Source organism: Ruegeria sp. CDSA193 (assembly GCF_059611885.1).
Window position 1 is genome coordinate 50,252 of sequence record NZ_JBXWPN010000005.1, and the last position, 25,486, is coordinate 75,737.

General features: G+C 58.1%; 26 protein-coding genes. 17 read left to right on the forward strand and 9 right to left on the reverse strand.

Features of this window, described 5'->3' with window-relative positions:
- Positions 1 to 43: 43 nt before the first annotated feature.
- Complete coding sequence (locus AC2FLG_RS10535) at positions 44 to 805, reverse strand: ABC transporter permease (RefSeq protein ID WP_142635283.1); 762 nt, start codon at positions 803 to 805, stop codon at positions 44 to 46.
- Positions 802 to 1,731, reverse strand: a complete 930-nt coding sequence (locus tag AC2FLG_RS10540) for an ABC transporter ATP-binding protein (RefSeq protein ID WP_142635285.1) — start codon at positions 1,729 to 1,731, stop codon at positions 802 to 804. Before AC2FLG_RS10540 ends, AC2FLG_RS10535 begins: the two co-directional genes overlap by 4 nt.
- 154 nt (positions 1,732 to 1,885) lie before the next feature.
- On the opposite strand from AC2FLG_RS10540, the gene AC2FLG_RS10545 reads away from it, so the two are divergent.
- On the forward strand, positions 1,886 to 2,980 hold the full coding sequence (locus AC2FLG_RS10545) for a CaiB/BaiF CoA transferase family protein (protein ID WP_271948584.1): 1,095 nt from the start codon (positions 1,886 to 1,888) through the stop codon (positions 2,978 to 2,980).
- Here AC2FLG_RS10545 and hemE read toward each other — a convergent pair.
- Positions 2,977 to 4,011, reverse strand: coding sequence for a uroporphyrinogen decarboxylase (gene hemE / locus AC2FLG_RS10550; protein WP_496706123.1), 1,035 nt, complete (start codon positions 4,009 to 4,011; stop codon positions 2,977 to 2,979). The genes AC2FLG_RS10545 and hemE overlap by 4 nt on opposite strands.
- Positions 4,012 to 4,118: 107 nt before the next feature.
- On the opposite strand from hemE, the gene hemC reads away from it, so the two are divergent.
- Together hemC and AC2FLG_RS10560 are read left to right on the forward strand one after the other, a co-directional pair.
- Entirely contained in the window at positions 4,119 to 5,078 is a 960-nt protein-coding gene (gene hemC / locus AC2FLG_RS10555) for a hydroxymethylbilane synthase (RefSeq protein ID WP_271948580.1), read from the forward strand.
- A 469-nt stretch (positions 5,079 to 5,547) separates the two neighbouring features.
- Positions 5,548 to 5,949 carry a carboxymuconolactone decarboxylase family protein gene (locus AC2FLG_RS10560; protein ID WP_496706125.1) on the forward strand — a complete coding sequence of 134 codons (402 nt, stop codon included), beginning with the start codon at positions 5,548 to 5,550 and terminating at the stop codon, positions 5,947 to 5,949.
- Between the two features lie 130 nt (positions 5,950 to 6,079).
- Here the strand turns inward: AC2FLG_RS10560 and AC2FLG_RS10565 are convergent, their stop codons facing one another.
- The 3 genes from AC2FLG_RS10565 to ubiA form a co-directional block, all read right to left on the reverse strand.
- Positions 6,080 to 6,400 (reverse strand): hypothetical protein, encoded by a 321-nt coding sequence (locus AC2FLG_RS10565; RefSeq protein WP_142635291.1) that lies wholly within the window; start codon positions 6,398 to 6,400, stop codon positions 6,080 to 6,082.
- 1 nt (position 6,401) lies between these two features.
- Entirely contained in the window at positions 6,402 to 8,300 is a 1,899-nt protein-coding gene (locus AC2FLG_RS10570) for an OmpA family protein (protein WP_496706127.1), read from the reverse strand.
- A gap of 65 nt (positions 8,301 to 8,365) precedes the next feature.
- Complete coding sequence (gene ubiA / locus AC2FLG_RS10575; RefSeq protein WP_496706128.1) at positions 8,366 to 9,328, reverse strand: 4-hydroxybenzoate octaprenyltransferase; 963 nt, start codon at positions 9,326 to 9,328, stop codon at positions 8,366 to 8,368.
- Positions 9,329 to 9,340: 12 nt separating this feature from the next.
- Here ubiA and AC2FLG_RS10580 point away from each other — a divergent pair, with 12 nt between their 5' ends.
- The 11 genes from AC2FLG_RS10580 to AC2FLG_RS10630 all read left to right on the forward strand — a co-directional run bounded on the left by AC2FLG_RS10580 (position 9,341) and on the right by AC2FLG_RS10630 (position 20,302).
- On the forward strand, positions 9,341 to 10,066 hold the full coding sequence (locus AC2FLG_RS10580) for a 16S rRNA (uracil(1498)-N(3))-methyltransferase (RefSeq protein WP_496706130.1): 726 nt from the start codon (positions 9,341 to 9,343) through the stop codon (positions 10,064 to 10,066).
- Positions 10,063 to 10,911, forward strand: a complete 849-nt coding sequence (locus AC2FLG_RS10585) for a GNAT family N-acetyltransferase (protein WP_496706132.1) — start codon at positions 10,063 to 10,065, stop codon at positions 10,909 to 10,911. The genes AC2FLG_RS10580 and AC2FLG_RS10585 overlap by 4 nt, the downstream gene beginning before the upstream one ends.
- Positions 10,908 to 11,435 carry a hypothetical protein gene (locus tag AC2FLG_RS10590; RefSeq protein WP_496701825.1) on the forward strand — a complete coding sequence of 176 codons (528 nt, stop codon included), beginning with the start codon at positions 10,908 to 10,910 and terminating at the stop codon, positions 11,433 to 11,435. Before AC2FLG_RS10585 ends, AC2FLG_RS10590 begins: the two co-directional genes overlap by 4 nt.
- A gap of 65 nt (positions 11,436 to 11,500) precedes the next feature.
- Positions 11,501 to 12,871 carry a glutamate--cysteine ligase gene (locus tag AC2FLG_RS10595; RefSeq protein ID WP_496706133.1) on the forward strand — a complete coding sequence of 457 codons (1,371 nt, stop codon included), beginning with the start codon at positions 11,501 to 11,503 and terminating at the stop codon, positions 12,869 to 12,871.
- Positions 12,872 to 12,941: 70 nt separating this feature from the next.
- A complete protein-coding gene (gene pheS, locus AC2FLG_RS10600; RefSeq protein WP_281972601.1) occupies positions 12,942 to 14,015 on the forward strand; it encodes a phenylalanine--tRNA ligase subunit alpha in 1,074 nt (357 codons plus the stop codon).
- Between the two features lie 47 nt (positions 14,016 to 14,062).
- Positions 14,063 to 14,584: a hypothetical protein gene (locus AC2FLG_RS10605; protein WP_496706135.1), complete on the forward strand. Its 522-nt coding sequence runs from the start codon at positions 14,063 to 14,065 to the stop codon at positions 14,582 to 14,584.
- A gap of 235 nt (positions 14,585 to 14,819) precedes the next feature.
- A complete protein-coding gene (locus AC2FLG_RS10610; protein ID WP_496706137.1) occupies positions 14,820 to 15,611 on the forward strand; it encodes a CE1 family esterase in 792 nt (263 codons plus the stop codon).
- 66 nt (positions 15,612 to 15,677) lie between these two features.
- Entirely contained in the window at positions 15,678 to 16,085 is a 408-nt protein-coding gene (locus tag AC2FLG_RS10615; RefSeq protein ID WP_496706139.1) for a cupin domain-containing protein, read from the forward strand.
- Between the two features lie 85 nt (positions 16,086 to 16,170).
- Positions 16,171 to 18,567: a phenylalanine--tRNA ligase subunit beta gene (gene pheT / locus AC2FLG_RS10620; protein ID WP_496706141.1), complete on the forward strand. Its 2,397-nt coding sequence runs from the start codon at positions 16,171 to 16,173 to the stop codon at positions 18,565 to 18,567.
- A 263-nt stretch (positions 18,568 to 18,830) separates the two neighbouring features.
- A complete protein-coding gene (locus AC2FLG_RS10625) occupies positions 18,831 to 19,790 on the forward strand; it encodes a hypothetical protein (RefSeq protein WP_496706143.1) in 960 nt (319 codons plus the stop codon).
- A 62-nt stretch (positions 19,791 to 19,852) separates the two neighbouring features.
- Entirely contained in the window at positions 19,853 to 20,302 is a 450-nt protein-coding gene (locus tag AC2FLG_RS10630) for a YtoQ family protein (protein WP_142635314.1), read from the forward strand.
- A 36-nt stretch (positions 20,303 to 20,338) separates the two neighbouring features.
- Here AC2FLG_RS10630 and AC2FLG_RS10635 read toward each other — a convergent pair whose 3' ends face one another.
- Positions 20,339 to 21,037: a glutathione S-transferase family protein gene (locus tag AC2FLG_RS10635; protein ID WP_496706145.1), complete on the reverse strand. Its 699-nt coding sequence runs from the start codon at positions 21,035 to 21,037 to the stop codon at positions 20,339 to 20,341.
- Between the two features lie 134 nt (positions 21,038 to 21,171).
- Between AC2FLG_RS10635 and mscL the strand changes: the two genes are divergently transcribed.
- The gene (gene mscL, locus AC2FLG_RS10640) at positions 21,172 to 21,600 is read left to right on the forward strand and encodes a large conductance mechanosensitive channel protein MscL (protein ID WP_142635318.1); all 429 of its coding nucleotides are present in this window, start codon (positions 21,172 to 21,174) and stop codon (positions 21,598 to 21,600) included.
- A gap of 98 nt (positions 21,601 to 21,698) precedes the next feature.
- Positions 21,699 to 22,508, forward strand: a complete 810-nt coding sequence (locus AC2FLG_RS10645) for a mechanosensitive ion channel family protein (protein WP_496691894.1) — start codon at positions 21,699 to 21,701, stop codon at positions 22,506 to 22,508.
- A gap of 194 nt (positions 22,509 to 22,702) precedes the next feature.
- Here the strand turns inward: AC2FLG_RS10645 and ald are convergent, their stop codons facing one another.
- The gene (ald, locus tag AC2FLG_RS10650; RefSeq protein ID WP_271948547.1) at positions 22,703 to 23,821 is read right to left on the reverse strand and encodes an alanine dehydrogenase; all 1,119 of its coding nucleotides are present in this window, start codon (positions 23,819 to 23,821) and stop codon (positions 22,703 to 22,705) included.
- A 136-nt stretch (positions 23,822 to 23,957) separates the two neighbouring features.
- Between ald and AC2FLG_RS10655 the strand changes: the two genes are divergently transcribed.
- Entirely contained in the window at positions 23,958 to 24,416 is a 459-nt protein-coding gene (locus tag AC2FLG_RS10655; protein WP_142635322.1) for an Lrp/AsnC family transcriptional regulator, read from the forward strand.
- A gap of 1 nt (position 24,417) precedes the next feature.
- Here AC2FLG_RS10655 and AC2FLG_RS10660 read toward each other — a convergent pair whose 3' ends face one another.
- Positions 24,418 to 25,257 (reverse strand): CPBP family intramembrane glutamic endopeptidase, encoded by an 840-nt coding sequence (locus tag AC2FLG_RS10660; protein WP_496706147.1) that lies wholly within the window; start codon positions 25,255 to 25,257, stop codon positions 24,418 to 24,420.
- Positions 25,258 to 25,486 lie beyond the last annotated feature (229 nt).

Sequence of the window (25,486 nt, forward strand, 5' to 3'; positions counted from 1 at the left end):
ATTTACTGAAGGTGATGGGCAAAAATGCAACGCCGTCCATGGCCTAACTCCGGATGCGCCAGCCAGTTTTGAAGATCCATCCGATGATGCCCAGACACACGCCGGTAAACGCCAGTATGGCCAAAAGGCTGAACATGATCGGCACATCGGCCAGGCCGTAAAACGACCAGCGAAAGCCTGAGATCAGATAGACGACCGGGTTGAACAGGGTGATGGTCTGCCACAGCGGGGGCAGCATCGAAATCGAATAAAAGGTACCGCCCAGAAAGATCAGCGGTGTCACCACGAGTTGCGGAACCAAAGACATCTGCTCGAAATTGCTGGCCCAGATGCCGATGATGAAGCCCAGCAAGGAAAAGCTGAGGCAGGTCAGGACTAGAAATGTCGCCATGGCAAGCGGGTGTTCAATACGCAAATCCACAAAGAATGCAGAGGTCACAAGGATCACGACACCCACAAACAGCGATTTTGTCGCTGCCGCTCCGACATAGCCGATGACGATCTCGATGAAATTCACCGGCGCCGAAAGAAGCTCATATATCGTTCCCAGAAACTTTGGGAAATAGATCCCGAAAGAGGCGTTCGAGATCGACAGCGTCACAACAGATAACATGACCAGCCCCGGAACGATGAACGCCCCATAGGATACGCCTTCGACCTCTTGTATGCGGCTGCCAATCGCCGTGCCAAAGACAACGAAATACAGCGATGTCGACAGGACCGGAGATATGAAGCTTTGCGCAAGGGTGCGGAAGAACCGGGCCATTTCGAACCGGTAGATGGCAGTAATGGCGGACCAGTTCATGTGGCTTCTCCCGACACCATATTGACAAAGATCTCTTCAAGGCTGGACTGACGCGTTTGTACATCGCGTAAAATCAGTCCGGCCTCGGCCACATCGTTCAACAGGGTGGTGATGCCAGTGCGGTCGGCGTTTGTGTCGTAGGTATAAACCAGCGCGTCACCCTTGCCATTCAGTTTGAGATTGTGTGCGGCCAGACTGTCGGGGACGGTTTGAATGGGCTGGGTCAGCATGACTTCGATCTGCTTCTTTCCCATCTGCGCCATCAAAGTGTCTTTGTCCTGAACCAGTAGCAGTTCACCCTTGTCGATGACGCCGACACGGTCGGCAATGGCCTCGGCCTCTTCGATATAGTGGGTGGTTAGAATGATGGTGACACCGGCCTGCTTCAACTCGGCCACGATTTCCCACATGTCTTTGCGCAGTTCGACATCAACACCTGCGGTCGGCTCGTCCAGAAACAGAACACGCGGCTCGTGTGCCAGCGCTTTTGCGATCAGAACCCGACGTTTCATACCGCCCGATAGTTCTTTGATCGCGTTTTTGCGTTTTTCCCACAAAGACAATTTGCGCAGAATTTCTTCGATACGTGCGTTGTTCTGCCCAAGCCCGAACAGCCCGCGCGACAATCGCACAGTGTTCCAGACCTTTTCAAAGGGTTCGAGCGCGATCTCCTGCGGAACCAAACCGATCATCCGGCGTGCTGCGCGAAAATCAGTCTGGATATCGTGGCCGCCGACGGTCACGCTTCCTGAGGTTGGCGTCGTTATTCCACACACCGTCGAAATCAGCGTGGTCTTGCCTGCACCGTTGGGACCCAGAAGAGCCAGGATTTCTCCCTGCTCGATGTCCAGAGACACGCCCTTTAGCGCCTCAAAACCTCCGGCATAGGACTTTCGCAAATCCCTGATGGACAGAATTGTTGTCATGCGCCTCCCCCGTTCTGGCGGCGACACTACCCTGCGAGTTAGCCACAGAACAGGCCCAATTCACACATTTTACTCAGCTTTCCAATTGGCCTTTCCAGTCCGGGCTTGCATTTCCTGGCTGGCCCCGAAACCCTGCGCGGGCAGGAGGACTGGTATGTTAAGTGGAATTCGGATCATCGAAATCGAGGGCTTGGGCCCCGGTCCCTTTGCCGCCATGCTGTTGGCCGATCTCGGTGCAGATGTGATCACCATCCACCGCAAGGGTCAGGCCGCGACTCCGGGCATGCCCGAACAGTCAGTTCTGGATCGGGGCAAGCGGTCGATCAGCCTGAACCTCAAAGACCCGGCCGATCTGGATGTGGCCCGGCGCCTGATCGCCACAGCTGATGCACTGATCGAAGGGTTTCGACCCGGTGTGATGGAAAAGCTGGGCCTTGGCCCTGATATCTGTCGCGATCTGAACCCAAAGTTGATTTATGGCCGTATGACGGGTTGGGGACAGAACAGCCCCTTGTCCAAGAATGCCGGGCACGATCTGAACTATATCGCACTGTCCGGGGCGCTTTGGTATGCGTCGCAACCGGACCAACCGCCGCAAACCCCGGCCACTTTGGTGGGTGATATCGGTGGCGGTGCCATGTATCTGGTCGCAGGCATTCTGGCCGGATTGCTGAATGCGGGACGCACAGGAAAGGGCACGGTCGTGGACGCCGCCATTTATGACGGCTCGGCCCATATGATGAACCTGCTGATGAGCCTGCGCCAAACCGGAAACCTGTCAGATACTCGCGGACACAGCCTTCTGGACGGTCCCCATTGGAGCCGAACCTATGCCTGCTCTGATGGTGGATTTGTGGCGGTGCAGTGCCTGGAGCCGAAATTCTATGCCGAGTTCCTGCAGATATTGGACCTGTCTGGCGATCCCGAATTTCGGCAGCAATATGATGCTTCCACCTGGCCCGCGCTGACCCGGCGGCTGGCTGAAATCTTTGCTGGCAAACCACGTGATCATTGGGCGGCGCTGTTTGCAGCAAGTGACGCCTGTGTTGCACCAGTGCTCAATCCGTCCGAGGCGCAGAACCATGCCATGAACACAGCACGCCAGACCTGGCTTGCCCCCGACGGTATGCTACAGGCCGCCGCCGCGCCGCGGTTTTCCGAGCGGGAGTGGAAGCCCAGACCCAGCCCGCGCCGCGGAGATCATACACAAGACATACTGGCCGAGCTGGACGCCCGACCCAAAGCCTAGCGGTTGCGCACTGCGTCGATCATACGCTGAACGTTGTCGGGATCGGCATCGGGCGTGATGCCATGACCCAGATTGAAGATATGCGGCCCTTTGGAGAATGCATCGACAATCCGCCGGGTCTCGTCCACCAGCGCTTGACCGCCGGTCACCATATGCGACGACGCCAGATTGCCCTGTACGCAACCATCCACCTGGACATGCTCGGCGCCCCATTCCGGCGAGACCGAATTGTCCAGCGCGACGCAATCAACCCCCGTGGTTTTGGCGAACCCGATATAGCCATCTCCGGCCTCTCGCGGGAATCCGATCACCGGGATGCCGGGGTGACGTTCCTTGATGGCCTGGGTGATTACGCGGCACGGCTCGACCGCATATTTGCGGAACGCCTCACCCTTCAGCGATCCGGCCCAGCTGTCGAATATCTTGACTACCTCGGCGCCTGCCTCGATCTGGGCTGAAAGATATTCGATCGTGGCCAGCGTGATCCGGTCCAGCAGCGCTTCGAACAGCGCAGTATTCCCCTCGCGCAGCGCATGGGCGGGGCCTTGATCCGGGGTGCCGCGTCCGGCGATCATGTAGGTCGCCACTGTCCACGGCGCGCCAGCAAAACCGATCAAGGTTGTCTCGGACGGCAACTCCTGTGACAGGATGCGCACTGTCTCATAGACTGGCGAGAGTGTTTCGTGGATATCCTCGACCGATTTCAGCGCATCAAACTCGGATTGCTGCGTGATAGTCGACAAACGCGGGCCTTCACCGGTGACAAACCAAAGGTCCGCACCCAGCGCCTGTGGTACCAGCAGGATATCCGCAAACAGGATAGCTGCATCGAACCCATGGCGACGGATCGGCTGCAATGTGACTTCGGCCGCAAGCTCGGGATTGTAGCACAGCGACAGGAAATCCCCGGCCTGCGCGCGCGTTGCACGATATTCTGGCAGATACCGCCCGGCCTGGCGCATCATCCAGATCGGAGGCACATCCTGCACCTGTCCTGCCAATGCCCGCAGCAGTTTCTTTGTTTCGGCCATCTGTGCCCCCAATCGTCTGGTTTGTGGCAACGGGTCTTCCTTCGGCGGCAATTTGTCAAGCTCTGCCCCCATTGTCAGGGCAATGTGACGCGACTAAAGCTGTGTCCATGACATTGACCCTGCCTTCACCCGCCTCACCGCTGAAAATCGGCACCCGTGGTTCGCCCCTGGCGCTGGCGCAAGCCTATGAAACCCGGCAGCGGTTAGGCACAGCCTTTGATCTGCCCGAAGATGCATTCGAAATCGTGGTGATCAAGACCACCGGCGACAATCGCGCGATGATCGACGCGGACCGCCCGCTGAAAGAGATCGGCAACAAAGGCCTGTTCACCAAGGAAATCGAAGAAGCGATGCTGCGAGGTGATATCGACATCGCTGTGCATTCGACCAAGGACATGCCGGTCGAACAGCCCGCGGGTCTTGTGTTGGACACGTTCCTGCCGCGTGAAGATGTGCGCGACGCTTTTATTTCGCCCAGCCTGAACTCTATTCATGACCTGCCCAATGGCGCGGTGGTTGGCACCTCGTCTTTGCGCCGCCGGGCTCAGCTGTTGAACCGGCGCCCTGACCTGAATGTGGTCGAGTTCCGTGGCAACGTGCAAACGCGCCTGAAGAAACTGACCGATGGCGTAGCGGATTGCACGTTTCTGGCGATGGCAGGTATCCGGCGCCTGAATATGGACGACGTTCCCGCAACTGCTATCTCGCCCGAGGATATGCTGCCCGCTATTGCACAAGGTACAATCGGTATCGAACGCCGCAGTGACGATCCCCGTGCTGCAGGGATGTTGGAGGCAATTCATCATAGCGAAACCGGGTATCGACTTTTGGCCGAGCGCGCCTTGCTGGCCGCGCTTGACGGGTCCTGCGAGACTCCGATTGCCGGGCTGGCTGATATCAGTGGTGGCATTCTGCGCCTGCGCGGAGAAGTCCTGCGCCCGGACGGGTCTGATTCTATCGCCGAAGACGCCACTGGCGTGATTGGTGATGGTGCAGAAATGGCGCGCGCAATGGCCGAAAAACTACTGACAAAGGCCGGCCCCGGGTTCTTTGATTGGAAGAATTGAAGATAAATTTATTTAATGTGAACTAGTTCACTGTCGCGCTCTCAAAGATCAGGCATTAAGGATGCACACCGATTGAGAAATCGGGTTGGTCTCGAAGAAGTCGAAAGTTTTTGTTAGTCTGTCCATTTTTAAGTGGTATTCGAGGGGGCGAGACCAAACCCCGACATTCAGTCAGTAAGGGCCGCTGTCTCATTAAGACGGCGGCCCGTTTACTTTTGGGTGCCTTAAATCGCCGCGACGTCTTGAACCGCTTGCACAATCGCGGCCCGCTGGTGAAGCGATGTCAGTACATATAATTGCCTGGCTTCAAGACTGGATGCGCGGGTCAGTGGAATGATCCTCGTGCCATGGGGCTAGAAAATTCGTCGCATTTTCTTAACCAGCGTAAAGTGCAAGCGTTGATAGTACCTGTAAGAGGCGTAGAGTGCATCAGCGCACCGCTTCATAGTGACGATTACCGGAGACCAAGATGGCCGAGACTTTCGACGAAGATCTATTCCTCAGAGGGCTGGAGCAACGCAAAAGCACCCTGGGCGCGGAATATGTTGAGAAAAACCTGGCCGCGGCCGACGAATTTACCCGGCCGTTTCAAGAGGCAATGACCGCTTGGTGCTGGGGTTTCGGCTGGGGCGACGATGTGATTGACGCCAAGACCCGGTCAATGATGAACCTGTCCATGATCGGCGCGCTGGGCAAGATGCACGAATGGGAACTCCACTGTCGCGGCGCCATCAGCAACGGCGTCAGCAAAGAAGAAATCCGGGCCATTATTCACGTGATCGGCATCTATTGTGGCGTGCCGCAGGCGCTGGAATGCTTTCGTGTCGCGCGCAAGGTTCTGGACGAGGCAGAGACAACCTCTGAGACATGATCATGAATTGAGCTGTGCCCAAGCTTCATCAAGCTGAGGGGATTTTCGGGCCCGGTTTGGCAGGTGTCTGAAACACACAACGGCGCCCTATATTTGCGGGTGTCGCAAGTTGCCGATTCCTCTGGTTCTCTTAGTCCGCGTTGTTGATCCGGCCGCGTAATTCTTCGGCCTCCTGCCGCGCGGCGCGCAACCCGTCCATGGCAGCGCCCAGTTCCGCCTCGGTCTGGGTGAGCTGATTGGTTAGCTCGGCCTCACGCTGTTGCAGATAGGTGATGGCCTGATCGCGGGTTTCTTCGGCCTCATGCAATTCCTGGCTCATGCGATCCAGATCGGCGACGTCGCTTTGGCGAACACGAGACAGACGATGGGCCAGCCAGTTGGCGAACCACCCCATGCAGAAGGCTGCGAACAGGATGATGGCGGTGGCAATGATGAATTCTATTCTGTTCAACTTACTGATCCTCTGCGCCGGTATCTGCGGCGTCTTCTGGCGTCTCTGTCTCGGCCTCCAGCGCCTCAAGCCCGGTCTCGGAATTGGCAATGGGCTCGGGCCGGATCAGGCGGAATTCAATGCGACGGTTTTCTTCTCGGCCTGCCTCGGTATCGTTGTCTGCGATCGGTTGCGTTTCACCATATCCCACGGCCGAGTAGCTTGACGTTGGGATGCGGCGTCCGCGCAACTCATTCAGGATCGACTGAGCCCGCGCCTGGCTGAGTTGCTGGTTCATCTCTTCGCGGCCCTGACTATCTGTATGGCCCTGAATTTCAATCCGGGTGGGGCCGCATTCGCGCAGAATCTTGGCGATCTGATTGACGGTATCGCGCGAATCCGCTGCAACCGTGGCCGATCCCGGTTCGAATGCGATTTTGCTGCTGGCCTGAACCTCAGCAAGCTGGTCTTCGCACAGCTCTGGGTCGGGCAGGCTGTCTGCGGGTTTCGGCGGCTCTTGATAGGTGATCGAAAGGGTGAAACCTTTGGCATCCCCAAGCTTTTCCGACAGCAATCCGGCGATACGGGCTTTGGCGTCCGGGTCGTAGCTGACTCCGCTGAGAGAAACGTCGTCAGGGGTAACAGTCAGAGCGCCGTTATGCAGCAGAGACAACGCTTCCAGCCCCGCCAGAACACGCACCGGCCAGTCTGGGGGTAAGTCGGAGGCGATGCGGGTGGCGGTATAAACCTGTTCCGATCCAAATGCCGCGCGGGCAAAACTGTCGGCCATGTCGCGCGACGTCTCATTGCTCAGACGACCGCGCATTTGGACCAGCCCTTCGGGGCTGCGCGTGGTCGAGAACTCGGGGGGGCCGGTGGAGTCGGCGGTTTCGGGTTCGGGCAGGACGGCGTGCAGGGCGAAAACCTCGGGCAGCGCATTTTCCAGCTCGCCCACCACACGGTCAAAGACCCCAGCCTCTGTTCCTTGCGCCGCCACCAGCGTGATATCCGCATCCGAAATCGTGACCGAACCCTGACCAATCTCGGACAGGGCACGAATGCTGAGCGTTGCCGCTTCGGGCCAACGGGGTGAGGGCACGCCCAAACCGATTGTACAGTTAAACGGGCCGGCAAGGCCTGCCGCTTTGGCAGCGGCGACGATGGCATCCCGCGCTTTTTCATTCTGGGCCGAGCAGGCATCGAACTGGCCGCCGTTGGCATCAATCAGGTAGCGCAGTGTAAAGGGGGTGATTACGGGGCGCGGAGCCGAGATCGACAACCCGATTCGCAAACTGGGAGGTGCTGCGCGGGTCAGGCTCTGTTCCAGTCGTTCTTTTTCCCGCAGGCTGTCTGCAATGGCGGTGATTTTCACCAAACCGGGGCTGGCCGATATTTTGGCGCGCGGCAGGCGGGTCAGCGCTTCGAGCGCATAGTTCAACGCGTCGTCCCAGCCTTCGGGTATAGGGTAATCCGCAGTTTCCATCAGATCCGAAACGGTGTCGCCGTCCATCCGGCGCAACCTTTCGATCAGCTCGCTGCGGTCTTGGCTTGCGGGTATCAGACCAATAATCGAAATACCGCTGTCGTTTCGCAAAATTTCAGCGGAAAAGCGCGGTGCTGCCAGTTGCCGGGTGGGGGCGACCTGCATGTCGTCAATAACGCGTGAGGTATCAACCTCGGTCCCGGCTGCGGTCAGCGCATTGAACCGCGTTGCTTCGTCAATGGCTGTGCCGGTCAGGACAACGCGCAGGCCATCGGATTCGACTTCGGCCCAGTCATGCCCTTTTAGGTCAAGCGCACGCCGCACGGCGAGTTCCGACGCTTCTTCAACTTTGGTTACCGCATATCCTGCGGCCACAAGCGATAGGCTGGCCGAAACGAGGAATATCAGGGAGGCAGCTAGGAAATAGGGCAGGCGCATGTGCGGGCAGACGACTCCTGAAGTTATTGAGCAGGACTCTTACAGAGGCCCGCGCCGAGGTGCAATCAGAGCAGCACAGCAATGCAAAGGAAGATCAGCGGAATAAGGCCGGTGTCACGATTGGCGCGGAAAAGCTGCAGTAATTTGGCGTTGTCTTCAGTGTCCAGCCCACGCAGTTGCCACGTCATGTGCCATCCCATCGCCCAAGGTCCCGCCAGTGCAACGAACATGGCTGTAATCGGCTCCTGCCCTATCATGGCGTCGATAATGGCCAGCGCCATCAGGGATACGGTTGCGGCCAGAAAATACTTCAACCACCGCGCGGTATCTGCGCCGAACAGGCGGGCGGTGGATTTGATACCGATCAGCTCGTCATCCTCGGCGTCCTGATGCGCATAGATCGTGTCGTAGAACAGCGTCCAGGCGATGCCGGCCAGGTACAGAGTGATAGCCGGGCCGCTGACCGTTCCGGTATGCGCGGCCCAGGTCAGCAGGATGCCCCAGTTGAAGGCAAGTCCCAGAAATACCTGTGGCCACCAGGTGAACCTTTTGGCGAAGGGGTAGACAGCGACGGGCAACAGGGACAGCACGCCCATGGCGATGGCGGCCTGGTTGAAGCTCAGCAGAACCAACAATGCCAGCAGGCATTGCAGCACCATCCAGATCGCGGCCTGCCGAACACTGACTTGCCCAGAAGGGATCGGGCGCGACCGGGTCCGTTCCACTTTTGCATCAAAGTCGCGGTCCGAAATGTCATTCCATGTGCAGCCCGCGCCGCGCATCAAAAAGGCACCGATGGCACAACCGATGGCGATCCAGAGGTCCTCCCACCGCGGGGTGCCGTCGCTGAGGATGGCCAGCGTCAGTCCCCACCAGCAGGGGATCAGCAGCAGCCATGTGCCGATAGGCCGATCAGCCCGGCTCAGCCGCAGGTAAGGGCGCGAGAATTCTGGCGCATAGGTGTCGACCCAGTTGCCGCTGACCGCATCAGCGACCTGACCGTCTGGTGTTGGCGCATTGCCTTGCATATGTAAGGTCTCATGAGTGCAAAGATCAGACTGTATGTAGAGCACCCTTTGGGTCCGGGGCAATCGGTAGAATTGACGCGCGAGCAGGCACATTACCTGTTCGGTGTCATGCGCCTGGCTGTGGGGGGGCAGGTTGCCTTGTTTAACGGACGGGACGGAGAATGGCAGGCCGAAGTGGCCGAAGAGGGAAAGCGTGGCGGTGTACTGACCTGTGTCGAACAGACCAAACCGCTGCAACGGCCACCCGACCTGTGGTTCCTGTTCGCCCCGATCAAAAAGGCACGCACCGATTTCATCGTAGAAAAGGCGGCGGAAATGGGTGCGGCGCGGATCATGCCGGTGCAGACAGAATTCACCAATTCCGAACGTATCCGTCAGGACCGCTTGCAAGCCCACGCGGTAGAGGCCGCCGAGCAATGCGGCGGTACCTTTGTGCCCGAGGTCGCCGATCTGCAGCGGCTGGACCGAGTTCTGGATAGCTGGCCCGAGGGGCGTCAACTGATGTTCTGTAACGAGGCCGAGGTCGGCTCGGCCCTGCGCCTGGCGGCGAATGAAAAGGGGTTGCCATGGGCGATCCTTATCGGACCCGAGGGCGGCTTTTCCCAACGTGAACGCGCCCGGCTGACCGCCTTACCCTATGCCCATGTCGTCAGTCTTGGCCCGCGTATCCTGCGTGCGGATACAGCAGCCGTTGCGGCTCTGACCATGTGGCAGCAGGCGTTGGGGGACTGGTCATGATTTGGCGTCTCGCGCAGGAGGCGGATGTACCGAAGATCGACCAGTTTCTAATGCGCCACATTCAGACGTCGATGTTCCCCTTGGCCAATCTGCGTGATTTTGGATTGCGGGGCACGGACCGACGTGCCGTTAATATCTGGGTGTTGGGCGACGATCCCCGTGCGGCGTTCTCCATCACGAATGAGGGCATGGTTTTACCGCAATGTCCCGATTGCACAGATGAAGAACTGGCCGATGCGATTGATCTGATCCGGGGGCGTGCCTTGTTTGGAATGGCGGCTGAGGCAACACAGGCCCGCCGGATCATGCGTCTTGCGGGGTGGGAGGATCGGCCGGCAACGCTGAACAGCGATGAACCGGGTTTCACGCTGGATTTGGAACAGCTTGCTATTCCGGATGCTACAAGCGCAAAATTGGTGCCTTTGGGTGCGTTTGATCGTGAAATCGTCGAAAGGTGGCGGTCTGACTACCTGGTCGAAGCAATGGAATTCAATTCGTCACGAGCGCAAAATCAGGCTGGCTTGGATTACGACGCCTATATCGAACGCGATTCTCATCGTGTGTTGCTAGTCGACGATCGGCCTGTCGCCATGACTGGTTTTAACGCGCGCTTGCACGAAGTTGTGCAGATTGGTGGGGTCTTTACACCTCGTGAAATGCGCGGCCGTGGATATGCGCGTCTGGCCGTCGCGCTGCATCTGGAGGAGGCGCGCCGTACGGGTGCGAAACGCGCGGTTTTGTTTGCGGCTTCCGATTCCGCTGCGCGTGCTTATATCGGTATCGGTTTTCAATCCGCGGGGCAGTACTCGCTCATCCTGTTCATAAACCCAGAGGATACCGCATGAGTTTCATCCGACCCGAAGCGAAACTGGCCCTGTGGCGCTGGCGCGAAGTGCTGGTTGCCGGTGTCATTCTGTTGGTTGGCCTCAGCTGGATCAGCGGCCCGGGTGGGTTGCTGGGCTGGTTGGGCTGGGTATTGGTGGCGGTGTCGCTTGCACTGGCCGTTATCGGGGTTCAGCGCTCCAGGTTTCGCACCGGCGTCGGTGGCCCCGGAGTTGTGACCATCGACGAAGGCCAGATATCTTATTTTGGCCCGCTGGACGGTGGCATGGTCGCGACGCGGGAAATCGAGCGGTTGGCGTTGGACCCATCCTCGAATCCGGCGCATTGGGTGTTGGAACAGCCTGGCCAGCCGACACTTCACATTCCTGTGAATGCTGAAGGGGCCGAAGCGCTGTTTGACGTGTTCTCGGCGCTGCCGGGGTTGAAAACAGAACATATGTTGTCGGAATTGAACGGTGGGGCCGTACATCCCGTAGTAATTTGGGAGCGTCAGCCGATGCGCCCTGCGCATATGCGGTTGCATTGACACCGCCGTCGTTTGCGACCACGACTGACCAACAAGACAGACACATCAGGATCGGAGCACGGTTCATGTCCATCCCCCAGTCCGGCGGCGGACCGATCGAACGCCACGAGCAACTTGCCGAATATCTGGAAGCGGGCTGCAAGCCCAAAGCCGATTGGCGCATCGGAACCGAACATGAAAAGTTCGGCTATTGTAAAGACTCACTGAAACCGCTGCCATTCGAAGGCTCGCGGTCGATTGTGGCGGTGCTTGAAGGGCTGCGTGACCGGCACGGCTGGGCCGAGGTGCGCGAAGCGGGCCACCTGATCGGTCTGGAAAAAGACGGGGCCAATGTCAGCCTTGAACCGGGCGGTGCACTAGAGCTGTCGGGTGCGCCGTTGGAGACGATCCACGAGACCTGCGACGAGGTGAACACCCACCTGCGCGAGGTTAAGGATATCGCTGATGAAATCGGCGTGGGCTTTATCGGTCTGGGCGCGGCCCCGATCTGGACCCATGAGCAGATGCCTCTGATGCCCAAAGGCCGTTATCGGCTGATGAACGATTACATGGAGAAAGTCGGCTCGATGGGTCGTGCCATGATGCGGCGCACTTGCACGGTTCAGGTCAATATCGACTTTGGGTCCGAGGCAGACATGGTGCAGAAACTTCGCGTGGCGCTGGCTTTGCAGCCTGTGGCGACTGCGCTGTTTGCCAATTCACCCTTCTTCGAAGGACAGGTCAACGGCCAGAAAAGCTGGCGCAGCCATATCTGGCGGCATCTGGACGATGCACGCACCGGTATGTTGCCCTTTGTGTTCGAAGAAGGCTTTGGGTTCGAGCGCTACGTGCAATACGCGTTGGATGTGCCGATGTACTTTGTCTATCGCGATGGCCAGTATATCAACGCGCTGGGCATGTCCTTCCGCGATTTCCTGCAGGGCAAACTGCCCGCGCTGCCGGGTGAAACACCTACCCTGTCTGATTGGGCCGATCACCTGACCACCGCCTTCCCCGAGGCGCGGATCAAGAAATTCATGGAGATGCGCGGCGCGGATGGTGGCCCGTGGCGGCGTCTGTGTGCGCTGCCTGCCTTCTGGGTTGGCCTGACCTATGATCAGGGCGCGCTGGATGCGGCCTGGGATCTGGTCAAGGGCTGGGATGCCGAAACGCGCGAGGAACTGCGCGTTCAGGCGGCCGTCAATGGCCTGCAGGCGCAGGTTGGCGACATCAACATGCATGATCTTGCCCGCGAAGTGGTTGCGATCTCGGAAAGTGGTCTCAAGGCCCGGGCCTATCCCGGCGCAGGTGGTCTGGTTCCCGATGAGACGCATTTCCTGAACGCGCTGAAGGAGAGTCTCGATACCGGCAAGGTTCCGGCGGATGAGTTGCTGGAACACTACAATGGCGACTGGAACGGCGATCTGACCCGAATTTATCCCGAATACAGCTATTGACCCACCGCGTCCCGCTTGCATTCGCGGGGCGGGGCCGATAGCAGGTTGGCGACCAAATTCAGAGGGCGTCATGGACGATCTTAAGGCAAAATATCTGGGGCAAATCGCCGAGGCGGGCGATGAGAACGCGCTTGAGGCGATCCGCGTCGCCGCCGTGGGCAAAAAGGGCGAGGTCGCGCTGAAGATGCGCGAGCTGGGCAAGATGACCCCCGAGGAACGTCAGGTCGCTGGCCCCGCGCTGAACGCCCTGAAGGATGAGATCAACTCGGCCCTGGCCGCCAAGAAAGCCGGTCTTGCCGATGCCGCGCTGGACGAACGTCTACGCACCGAATGGCTGGACGTTACCCTGCCGACGCGCGCGCGCCGCCAAGGCTCGATCCACCCGGTCAGCCAGGCGACCGAGGAACTGACTGCGATCTTTGCCGAACTGGGTTTCTCGGTGGCTGAAGGGCCGCGGATCGAGACCGACTGGCACAATTTCGACGCCCTGAACATCCCCGGCCACCACCCCGCGCGCGCCGAGATGGACACGTTCTATATGCACCGTGCCGAGGGCGACGAGCGCCCGCCGCATGTGCTGCGCACCCATACTTCGCCGGTCCAGATCCGCTCGATGGAGCTGCAGGGCGCGCCGATCCGCATCATTTGCCCGGGCGGCGTCTACCGCGCCGACTATGACCAGACCCACACGCCGATGTTCCATCAGGTCGAGGGGCTGGCCATCGACAAGGACATCTCGATGGCGAACCTGAAATGGGTTCTGGAAGAGTTCGTGAAGGCGTTCTTCGAGGTCGACGATGTCGAACTGCGCTTCCGCGCCTCGCACTTCCCCTTCACCGAGCCGTCGGCCGAGGTCGATATCCGCTGTTCCTGGGACAACGGTCAGCTGAAAATCGGCGAGGGCGACGACTGGATGGAGATTCTGGGTTCCGGCATGGTCCACCCCAAGGTGATTGCCGCCGGTGGCATCGACCCCGAGGTCTATCAGGGCTTTGCCTTCGGCATCGGCATCGACCGTCTGGCGATGCTGAAATACGGCATCCCGGATTTGCGCGCGTTTTTTGACAGCGACCTGCGCTGGCTGCGCCATTATGGGTTCGCGGCACTGGATATGCCGAACCTGCATGGTGGTTTGTCGCGGTGACGATTTCGATTGGCACCGGGTCGGGAGGTTGGTCTTGGTTAGAGATAGTGCAGATTACTCTTCCACCTTTTTTAGCACTAATCGGTGCAATTTGTTTGTTTTTTGCTCAACGAAGGTCTGATCGAGAGCAACATCTAAGGGAGAAAAGATCAGTCATCTACGCGGAATATCTTTCCGTGCTTATGGACCGTAACGTAGGTAGAGCATCAGTTTCAGTTAAAGACTTCTTCGATCACTCAAACCAGCTCATCAATCTACATAGTTTGATAGTTGTATTGGCGCCCAAAGACGTTGTTGAGGCATCCAAGAAAGCGTTTGGCACAGCCTTGGTTAGAGGTATGGAAAGAGCAAATGCCAAAGAGCCAGTTATTGATGTGGATACAGAAAAAAGCATTCTTGAAAATTATGCCGAAACTTATGACGAACTGAAAGAGCTTGGTGAAATAGACCAGGAATTTGTCCAAGCATATCAGAAGCTGGTTGCAACCATGCGTTCAGATTTACTTTCTGGCACCAAAATCGACAACTTCTCTGCTAACGAAACCTTCGTTAGAGAAGCTCTGAGGTAACCTAGCGCGCGGAGTAAAGGCCGATAGGCCGCCGCGCCATCGCCAGACCGCCCGCACGGGCTGGCGATTTGTCTCCGCCAGCGCAACGCTCGAACAGTGCTCGGATTTGGCTGGCATAAAGTGCCCAATACAGACCAGAGATCGCCACCCCGCGGTCTGGCGACGGCGCGGCTTGTTTCAGCCTCCCACGGGGTTGTGACGTGACTTCGTGCGCGGGCCGGGTAGGCTCCGAGTTATGTTTCGGATTCTGATCTGCCTGTTTTTCCTTCTCCCGCTCCAAGCTGTAGCAAATGGCTGCCACGGCGACACAACCTGCCCGCTGGGCGACCGTTCCTATCATGTGCTTGAACCCGACGGCTGGGATGGCGAAAGCCCTCTGCCGGTATTGCTGCATTTCCACGGCTGGGCACGGCAGGGGGATGTGGTGGTCAACCACGAACGCATCGCCGGGGCCACGAAACTGCGCGGGGTGCTGCTGGTGGCCCCGAACGGGCGCGGCAAAAGCTGGGATTTCTGGACGTCCGACACTGATGACGTCCCCTTTGCCGATCGGGTGCTAGAGGATGTCGCGACGCGCTATCCCATCGACCCGGATCGCATCTATGTCTCGGGCTATTCCTATGGCGGCGCGATGGCGTGGCGCTATGTCTGTCAATCCGGCAATGACATTGCGGCCTTGCTGGCTGTCGCTGGCAGCATTCGCCAGACGGAGGACTGCCCGCAGGCCCCGCGTCAGGTGCGCCATGTGCATGGGCTGGACGACACGGTGATGGATTTCCCCGTGGGTCCGGGCGGGGACACGACCTATCCGGTGGCGTTGTGGAAAGCGAAGTTCGACTGCAACGGTGCAACCCCGCGTGGCGATTGGAGCGTGAAGCCTTTCCTGACCCTCAGCCGTGTGGAATGGACCGATTGCGCGCAGGGCCGCGTCACGCTGGACACGCATCCGGGCGGGCATTTCATCCCGCATGGCTGGATCGGCTGGCAGTTGGATGAGCTGGCCGGACGAGCGCCGGTCTATCCCTGACCCGTTTGACAGCCCCCTACATCCGGGGTCATCTGCGCAGGCCATCTGACCAAGGAGCCTTGCCCGATGAAACCCCTGCTGGTGACCGCCGCGATCCTGGCCGCAACCTCTGCCCTGGCGCGTGATGCCTATCCGCCTGTTGATGTGTTGCTGCAAACGGACAAATCCGTGATCGGAGAGGCGCTGGAATACCCGGACGGCACGCCGCAGATCACCATGGCCATCATTACCATGCAGCCGGGTCAAGTGACCGGTAGTCACCGACATAATGCTCCGCTGGTGGCCTATGTGCTGGAAGGGGAAATCACTGTCGATTACGGCGCGGCGGGGACAAAGACCTACAAAGCCGGTGATGCCTTTGTCGAAGCGTTCCGATCCCCGCATGTGGGGGCGAATACTGGCGAAAGCATCGCGCGGATTTTGGCGGTGTTTGCCGGATCGGATAGCGTCGCCAACACAGTTGCCGAACAGTAGGTGATCATGTGGCACACGGCCTCTTTCCCCTTGTCTGAATATCCGTTACACGCGGGCTGACCCAAGATTATGCGGAATACGACCGATGAAATTCACCCTTTCCTGGCTCAAGGATCACCTGGACACTGACGCGTCGGTCGATGAGATCGCCGAAACGCTGACCGATCTGGGGCTCGAAGTCGAAGAGATCGTCAATCCGGCGGACCGATTGGCGGGCTTTACGCTGGGAAAAGTGACCGATGCCGAACAGCACCCTGATGCCGACAAGCTGCGGGTCTGTACGGTTGCGACGGATGAGGGAGATCTGCAGATCATCTGCGGCGCGCCCAATGCGCGCGAAGGTATCACTGTCGTGGTATGCAAACCGGGCATGTATATTCCGGGCCTGGACATCACCATCAGCGTCGGCAAGATCCGCGGTGTCGAAAGCTTTGGCATGATGGCCTCGGAGCGCGAGCTGGAGCTATCGGAAGAGCATGACGGCATCATCGAGCTGCCCTCGGGTGAGGTCGGCGATCAGTTCGTTGACTGGCTGGCCGAGAATGATCCCGCAAAGGTCGATCCGATGATCGAGATTGCGATCACCCCGAACCGCCCCGATGCGTTGGGCGTCGCCGGGATCGCGCGCGATCTGGCGGCACGCGGGGTCGGCACGCTGAAAGAGCGCGATTATGTGCCGGTGCCGGGCGATTTCGTCAGCCCGATCAAGGTGACAATTGATGATGACACGCTGGACGGAGCACCGCATTTCACCGGGCGTCTGATCAAGGGTGTCAAGAACGGCCCCAGCCCGCAGTGGCTGCAGGATCAGTTGAAGGCGATCGGCCTGCGTCCGATCTCGGCCTTGGTGGATATCACCAACTATATGACCTTCGACCAGAACCGTCCGCTGCATGTCTTTGATGCGGACAAGGTTCAGGGCAACCTGCGCGTACATAGGGCCAAGGGCGGCGAAAAGCTGGTGGCATTGGACGAAAAGGAATACACGCTGCAACCGGGCATGATGGTGATTTCGGACGACAACGGCCCGGAATCCATTGCAGGGATCATGGGCGGCGAAGAAACCGGCTGTACCGAGGATACCGTGAACGTCTTCCTCGAAAGCGCGTTCTGGGATCATGTGCAAATTGCACTGACAGGCCGGGCGTTGAAAATCAACTCGGATGCGCGGTACCGATTCGAGCGCGGCGTCGACCCGGAATACACGCTGGAAGGATTGGAACATGCAACGCAGATGATCCTGGATATCTGCGGTGGCGAGGTCTCTAAAGTGGTTGAGGCAGGCAAAGCACCAAACCATGCGCGGTCCTACAAGTTGGACTCGGCCCGGGTGCAATCGCTGGTCGGGATGGTCATTCCCGAAAGCGAGCAGCGCCAGACCCTGACCCGTCTGGGTTTCCGCCTTGAAGGCGAGATGGCCCATGTCCCCAGCTGGCGCCCCGATGTCATGGGCGAGGCTGATCTGGTGGAAGAGGTCGCACGAATTGCCTCCCTGACCAAGCTTCAGGGCAAGCCGCTGCCGAGGGTCACTGATGGCATTCCGAAACCGGTTATGACAGCCACTCAGCGCCGCCAGTCGATGGCGCGCCGCACCTGTGCCGCATTGGGTTATAACGAATGCGTCAGCTATACATTCATTGATCAGACATCCGCAGCGATGTTTGGCGGTGGCGATGAAGCGACGCTGTTGGAAAACCCGATTTCGTCCGAGATGAGCCATATGCGCCCCGATCTGCTGCCGGGGCTGTTGCAAGCGGCGGCCCGCAATCAGGCGCGGGGCTATGCGGATGTGGCGCTGTTTGAAGTTGGCCCAGTTTTTCACGACGGCGAGCCAGGCGATCAGAAAATCCAGATTACCGGCCTGCTGGTCGGTCGCGACGGCCCCAAGGATGTGCATAGCGCCACACGCCCGGCGGATGTGTTCGACGCCAAGGCAGATGCCGATGCCGTTTTGGCCGCCATCGGCGCACCCGCCAAGGTTCAGATCCTACGCGAGGGCGACGCCTGGTGGCATCCGGGCCGGCACGGCAAAATTTGTCTGGGTCCGAAAAAGGTACTGGGCGTTTTCGGCGAGTTGCATCCGCGTGTGTTGCAGGCGATGGACATCAAGGGCCCGGCGGTGGCTTTCACTATCTGGCCGGATGAGGTGCCTCTGCCGCGTAAATCCGGGGCGACCCGCGCGGCGCTGGAGCTGCGCGATCTGCAGGCGGTCGAGCGTGACTTTGCCTTTGTCGTCGATGAAGGCGTCGAGGCACTGACGCTGGTGAATGCCGCTGCCGGGGCCGACAAGGCGCTGATCGAGGATGTGCGCGTCTTTGATGAATTCATTGGCGGCAGCCTGGGTGAGGGCAAGAAATCTCTGGCCATCACCGTTCGGCTGCAGCCAACAGATGTGACCCTGAAAGAAAAAGACATCGAAGCGGTGGCCGAGAAGATCATCGCCAAGGTTTCCAAGGCAACGGGCGGCGTTTTGCGCGGCTAACGCGACCGTAATCCAAATGCAAAGCGCGCCCTTCGGCGCGCTTTTCTCGTTTCTCAGACGCCAGTGTTGCCGTGCTGCAACGTCCCTGCGTCCTGAAAATCCAGGAGTTGAGTGGAATCACCCCCTGGCCGTAAGTCCAGTCCCCTGATGCAATCACAATCCGGAGTCGGCCCAATGCCAGATCCCAGCCTCGCAAAAGCAATGCCCAAACCCTGATTGCCCGCCAACTGACCGGCGGGCCTGTTTCCCGTTGGAGAGTTGACATGAAACGCCAAGACATCTCGATGATCCGGCAGATTCTGCCGGAAGAGATGCCATTCTACTATTATACCGACCGGCAAAGCCCCTGGTTGCTGTGCCAGTCGATGGAGGCCGAAATGTCGGTTTCGGATCTAAAGCAATCGGGGCTGTCCCGTTTGCTGGCGCGTCCTTTGCTGAAACCCATGATCGCGCGGTGCGGTGGGGTTTTGCGGAGGCACGATGTGCTGACCGTGGCCCATGCGGATCGCGCCGTGTGTCTGAAAGGGCTAAGCCCTGCGGCGTTCCATGGTTTAGAAGCGGTCTATCAGTCCGAATGGCTGGATTTCTGCCTGAGCTTTGAGCGCTGGTCTGGTGAACAAACCACGCGCAAGGCGCATAACCTTGTGGTGCAGTTGGGCTTCCCGACCGAGCACGCCGAGCTGTTGTGGAAATTCGAACAGCGCGCGGCGGTGGGTGCGTTCCAAAGCTGTTGGCACCCGGTACGCACGCATGGCCGTCCGACTCTGGCCTGGTGCCGCTTGGATATAGATTTAACAAGTGGCTATTGTCTGATTGAAGAAATTCAGTCCGACTGGTTGCGCTTTGTCGGCCATGCCCGGCGTCGACTGCAATGCCGGGCGCCCCGGTCGCGTGAGTTGCGTTTGACGCGTGAATACGAGCAGGCGCTGCAGCAGAAATACGCGAAAATATGGGCCGAGGTCATGATGTTGGCAGTGTTGGTGCTGCTGCGCGACGAATTCGCCATTCGCGAAGTCTGGATGCACCAGCCAGAACCGGGCGCGCAGCTGAAAGGGATCACCTGGGGGCGGTTGCCGCCGCGGTCGATCTATACCCGTTTACCCCGCAGTTTCGGGTTCGAGCCAACATCCGAGATGCCGGGGTTTCTGGGAAGCAAGCAGCGCAGCGCGGCCCGTAGGGCAGTTCCCAACGGGCAGCCGGTGTTTTGGAGGCTAGCTTTCTGAGCCCCCCTTGGGTCAGGTCCATTTTGTCTTTAGGGTCGCCAATAAAATCAAAGGAGAAATCAATGGGCCTGAACGTCTACCTGTCCGGAGAGATACACACCGACTGGCGCGAGCAGATCATTGACGGGGCGAAAGGGTTGGACATTTCGTTCAACAGCCCTGTCACGATTCACGAAGCCAGCGACGATTGCGGCGTTGCAATTTTGGGGTCCGAGCCAAACAAGTATTGGCATGACCACAAGGGTGCGATGGTCAATGCGATCCGAACCCGCAAGGGCATTTCAGACGCGGATGTCGTGGTCGTCCGCTTTGGCGATCAATACAAGCAATGGAACGCAGCCTTTGACGCGGGATATGCGGCGGCTTTGGGCAAGTCGATCATCGTAGTGCACGGGCCAGATCATCAGCACGCGTTGAAAGAGGTTGATGCAGCCGCCCTGGCTGTTGCTGAACATCCCTCGCAGGTGGTGGATGTGCTGCGGTATGTTCTGACGGGTAAGCTTCCAAGTTAAATGGATGGGGTGAGGTATTGCCTCACCCCACACGTGTTAACCTGGGGAAGGAATCTGCAGCCCGCGCTGAACGGCGGGACGCGCAAGAAACCGATCAAGATAAGGTTGGAGATTTGCGTACTCATCCCAGCCAACAATGTCTCGGGCACCATAAAAATCCAACCCGCGCAGCCAGGGGACGATTGCAATGTCGGCGATCGAGTAATCCCCGGCGATCCATTCCTGGCCATCAAGTTGATTGTTCACGACATTTAACAGCCGCTTTGCCTCGTTGAGATAACGCTCACGGGGGCGTGGATCTTCGATCTCTTTCCCGGCGAATTTGTGGAAAAAGCCAAGTTGCCCGAGCATAGGACCAATTCCACCCATCTGGAACATGAGCCATTGGGTAATGCGATGTCTGTCGCTTTGTGTCTGGCCCATGAATTTCCCTGACTTCTCGGCCAGATACAACAGGATCGCACCGCTTTCGAACAGGCCCAGGGGATGTCCATCAGGACCGTTCGGGTCAATGATTGCAGGGATTTTGTTGTTTGGGTTCAGCGACAGGAACTCGGAGCTTTTGACATCCGCATCCGCAAGCGTGACCAGATGCGCCTCGTAGGGCAGGCCGGTTTCCTCAAGCATGATCGAGGTTTTGACACCATTAGGCGTCGGATAAGAATAGAGCTGAATGACCGAAGGGTCTTTGGCGGGCCATTTGTTTGTAATGGAATAAGACGCAAAATGTGTCATGGGGTCTCCTGAATAAGCCGATTGGGGAAAAATAGTCACGATTTCCCATAAAAACATACATTTTATAGTGCAATTAGCGCACAGTTGCCGTGCGTTTAGGCGCATAAAAATGACAACAGGGAAAGAGGGAAGTTATGTTCCAGGAGTTCAAGACATTCATTGCCAAAGGCAATGTTATGGATATGGCGGTGGGTATCATCATTGGAGCTGCATTTACCGCAATTGTTACGTCGCTTGTTGGCGATCTGATCAATCCATTGATTGGTCTGTTCACGGGTGGGGTTGATTTCACCAACAACTACTCCGTTCTGGCCGGTGATGTCGCCGAAGGGGCGAGCTTGGAAGCGGCGCGGGAAACCGGTGCTTCTGTTTTTGCATATGGTGCGTTCATCATGGCTATCATCAACTTTCTGATCATCGCCTGGGTGGTTTTCATGCTGGTCAAAATGGTGAACCGTGTGAAAGAGGCGGCAGAAGAGGAAGCACCGGCGGAAGAAGAAGCGCCAGCCGGGCCAAGCGAGCTGGACATCCTGATGGAAATCCGCGACGCACTGAAAAAGTGACTCCTGCAGTTACGGCAGAAGAGGAGCCCACCAGATAGGTGGGATTCAATTAACGATCTGAAAGCAGAAGGAAACCCGAATTGGAGCAGACGATGGAAATGGCAAATCAAGCCATGGATATGGCAAACGGCTATGTGCCAATCTTGATGAGTGCGGGCAAGGCTCTGATTGTTCTGATATTGGGCTGGATTGCGGCAGGTATGGTCGCTGGGGTTGTTCGCCGGCGTATCAACAAAACGCCCCATATTGATCCGACGCTGGGCAATTTTGCCGCCAGCATGATCAAATGGGTCATTCTGGCCATGGTAATTGTGGCTGTTCTGGGCATCTTCGGGATCGAAGCAACCAGTATCGTTGCCATTTTGGGCGCTGCTTCGCTGGCCATAGGCCTGGCGCTGCAGGGTACACTTAGTGATCTGGCGGCAGGCGTGATGTTGGTTGTCTTCCGGCCGTATAAGCTTGGCCAATATGTCGACATCGGCGGAACAGCTGGAACTGTCAAAGATCTGAATCTGTTCACGACCGAACTCGTGACCCCCGACAATGTGCAGATCATTGTACCCAATGGCCAGGCTTGGGGGTCAGTTATCACCAACTACTCGGCACACGAGACGCGTCGTGTAGATTTGGTGTTTGGTATCGACTATGGCGATAGCGCGGATGAGGCGATGAAAATCATTCTGGACCTCGCAATGGCTGATGGGCGCATCCACGGCGATCCCGAGCCCTGGGTGCGGGTCACAAATCTGGGGGACAGCTCGGTCGATCTGACGGCGCGCTTGTGGTGTGCCGCTGTCGATTATTGGGATGTCAAATTTGAAATGACCAAAGCAGTCAAAGAAGCGTTTGATGCAAAAGGCGTTTCGATTCCATACCCGCATTCGGTCGAGATCCAGAAACAGGGATGATGCTCCCGCCCGTCGCTCGGGCATTGAAATACCCTCCTCCGGTTGGGCCCGGCGCCGCGCTAATCGCGCGGCGTCGTTGTTTTTGGTGCCCCGTTCAACGCTGTGAACAGGTCACGCCGCTTCGAAGAGGCGGCGCTATGCCCAACGCTGCAAACGCCCTCGGGAGAGGGCGCTTCAGGGGCTGGAGGGTTTCGTCAGGATTTGATGACAACGTTGGGGGATACCACGTCAATCCCAAGCGCTTTGCCAACCGCATAATAGGTGAGTTGGCCGGCGTGAACGTTCAAGCCAGCCAGCAGGTGCGGATCATCCTGACAGGCCTGTTTCCATCCTTTATCCGCCAGTGCCAGCATGAACGGCATTGTGGCGTTGCCCAGTGCTATTGTTGACGTTCTTGCAACCGCGCCGGGCATGTTGGCCACGCAGTAATGCATGACGCCGTCAACTTCATAGATCGGGTCCGCATGGGTTGTGGCCTTTGAGGTTTCAAAACAGCCGCCCTGGTCGATGGCAACATCCACCAGAACCGCGCCGGGTTTCATGGTGGACAGCTGCGCGCGCGTCACCAGTTTCGGCGCTGCAGCACCCGGAATCAGCACAGCGCCAATCACCATGTCGGCTGTCTGGATCAGCTCCGCGGTCGCACCTGCAGTTGAATACTGGTTCTTGAACTGACCGCCGAACACGTCGTCCAGATAACGCAGCCGGGGCAGGGACCGGTCCAGTACCGTCACATCCGCGCCCATACCTGCGGCGATCTTGGCGGCATGGGTGCCGACGACGCCCCCACCGATAACCACAACTTTTGCTGGACCAACGCCGGGGACGCCACCCATCAGAACTCCGCGGCCGCCATTGGCCTTTTGCAGCGTCCAAGATCCGACCTGTGGTGCGAGACGGCCCGCAACCTCGGACATGGGTGCAAGCAGGGGCAGACCTCCATTTGCATCGGTCACTGTCTCATAGGCGATAGCCGTACAGCCCGATTCCAGCAGGTCATGGGTCTGATCCGGATCCGGGGCCAGATGCAGGTAGGTGAACAAAAGCTGCCCTTCACGCAGCATCTTGCGTTCGCCCGCCTGGGGTTCTTTGACTTTGACAATCATCTCTGCGGTGGCAAAAACTTCTTCTGCACTGTCCACGATGCGGGCACCTGCGGCGACGTAATCATCGTTATCAAACCCGGCGCCAATGCCAGCTCCGTTTTCGATTATCACGTCATGGCCACGAGACACTGCCTCTTGTGCGGCGTTGGGCGTCATGCCGACACGAAATTCCTGCGGCTTGATTTCTTTGGGGCAACCGATTTTCATTAGGTCTCTCCGTTCCTAAACTGCCTAAATAATGGGCGGTTTCGGGTGCAATTTCTGTGAAACTCTGCCCGCATTCTGGCTTTTCTTCGGGAAAATCTTCGCTACAATGGGTAAAACCCGCAAAGGAATTGCGTGGATGAGCCTTGATACGACAGATAGAAAGATTCTGGCTGCCTTGCAGCGGAATGGTCGTATGTCGAATGCCGAATTGTCCGAGCAGGTGAATTTGTCGCCTTCGGCCTGCCACAGGCGGGTACAGAGGCTTGAGGCCGATGGCTATATCCGCAACTACGTTGCCTTGTTGGACGCACGCAAGATGAATGTGCCAACAACGGTGTTTGTCGAGATCACCTTGCAGGGTCAGGCCGAGGAAGTACTGGAGGCTTTTGAGAAAGCCGTTGCGCGGATCCCGGATGTTTTGGAATGCCACCTGATGGCAGGAACTGCGGACTACATCCTGAAGGTCGTTGCCGAAAACACCGAGGATTTCGCCCGCATCCACCGCCAATATCTGTCTCGACTTCCAGGCGTGGCGCAGATGCAAAGTTCATTCGCGCTTCGGACTGTGTTCAAGACGACGGCGTTGCCGGTTTAACCTAGGCTGGGCCGGGATAGGTGAAAATCACCAGATGCGCCGCGTTAAAGGCGAAATGCATCAGAACCGGAACCCAAAGACGTCCTGTCGCGTAAAATCCCAGGCCACATGCCGCGCCAAGAAGGGCTGCAAAGAAAACCAATGCAGGTCCACCTGCAAAATGTGCAAGCCCGAAAAGCAGGCTGGCCGCAGCAATCCCCGCAGCAGCCCCCAGGCGTTTGGAAAGTGCTGATTGCAGATAGCCACGGAAAAAGGCCTCTTCCGTGAGGCAGGTCAGAAACAGGTTGGAAAGTGCAAAGATCATCCACCAATGGGGAAGGGTGAACTCTGGCCGGATGGCACCAACTGAGAGGCCAAGTAGAAACAGGGCCGGCAATGCGACCAGCCCGACCGCCAGCGGCGATTTGCGTATATACGCTACCCCATCATTCATGCGTGGCCAGGCCAGAAGGACGGCGAACAGGATCAGAGGCTTGTCCAGGTTCAGGTACATCGTGAAATCGGTGCTGCCCGGACCGGAATGAGCCCGGTCCAGTACCAGAAGGTTATGAAAGCCCGGAACCAGATGTGCGCCCATGGCCAGGCACCACAGGATCAAGGCGATATGTCCAACAAAGGAAAACGCACCGTTCAAACCGCGTAGCATCAACGCTCCGGCAAGACCTGCTGACGCAATAGCTGCGGCAAAGGGCGTGACCAGACCCAAGGTCAGAGCAATCAGGCCAAAACAGGTCAGCAGAACGAACCCCAAAGACCATTTCCCCGAAACAGCGCATATCTGCGCGGCGATCAGGATAAACCAGGGCCAAACAACCGGCAGAACAGATGTGAAATGCGCCACGGCCCCTCTCTGAAATGACCTGTGCTTTGATGCCCTCAGAACACTCGGGCTGGCAAGTCGTGTTAACAGGCTTCATACAAACTGAAGTAGGGGTGGTTCTGGCGGTTGAATGATCCAGCCGAGCGGAAATGCCAAGTTTCCGAATTCCTGGGGCAGTGATCTTGCTGACCCCGGCAGATAAGCTTAGAAAAAGGCTTTCATCTACCTCTGTGATGACATCAGGCGGTTA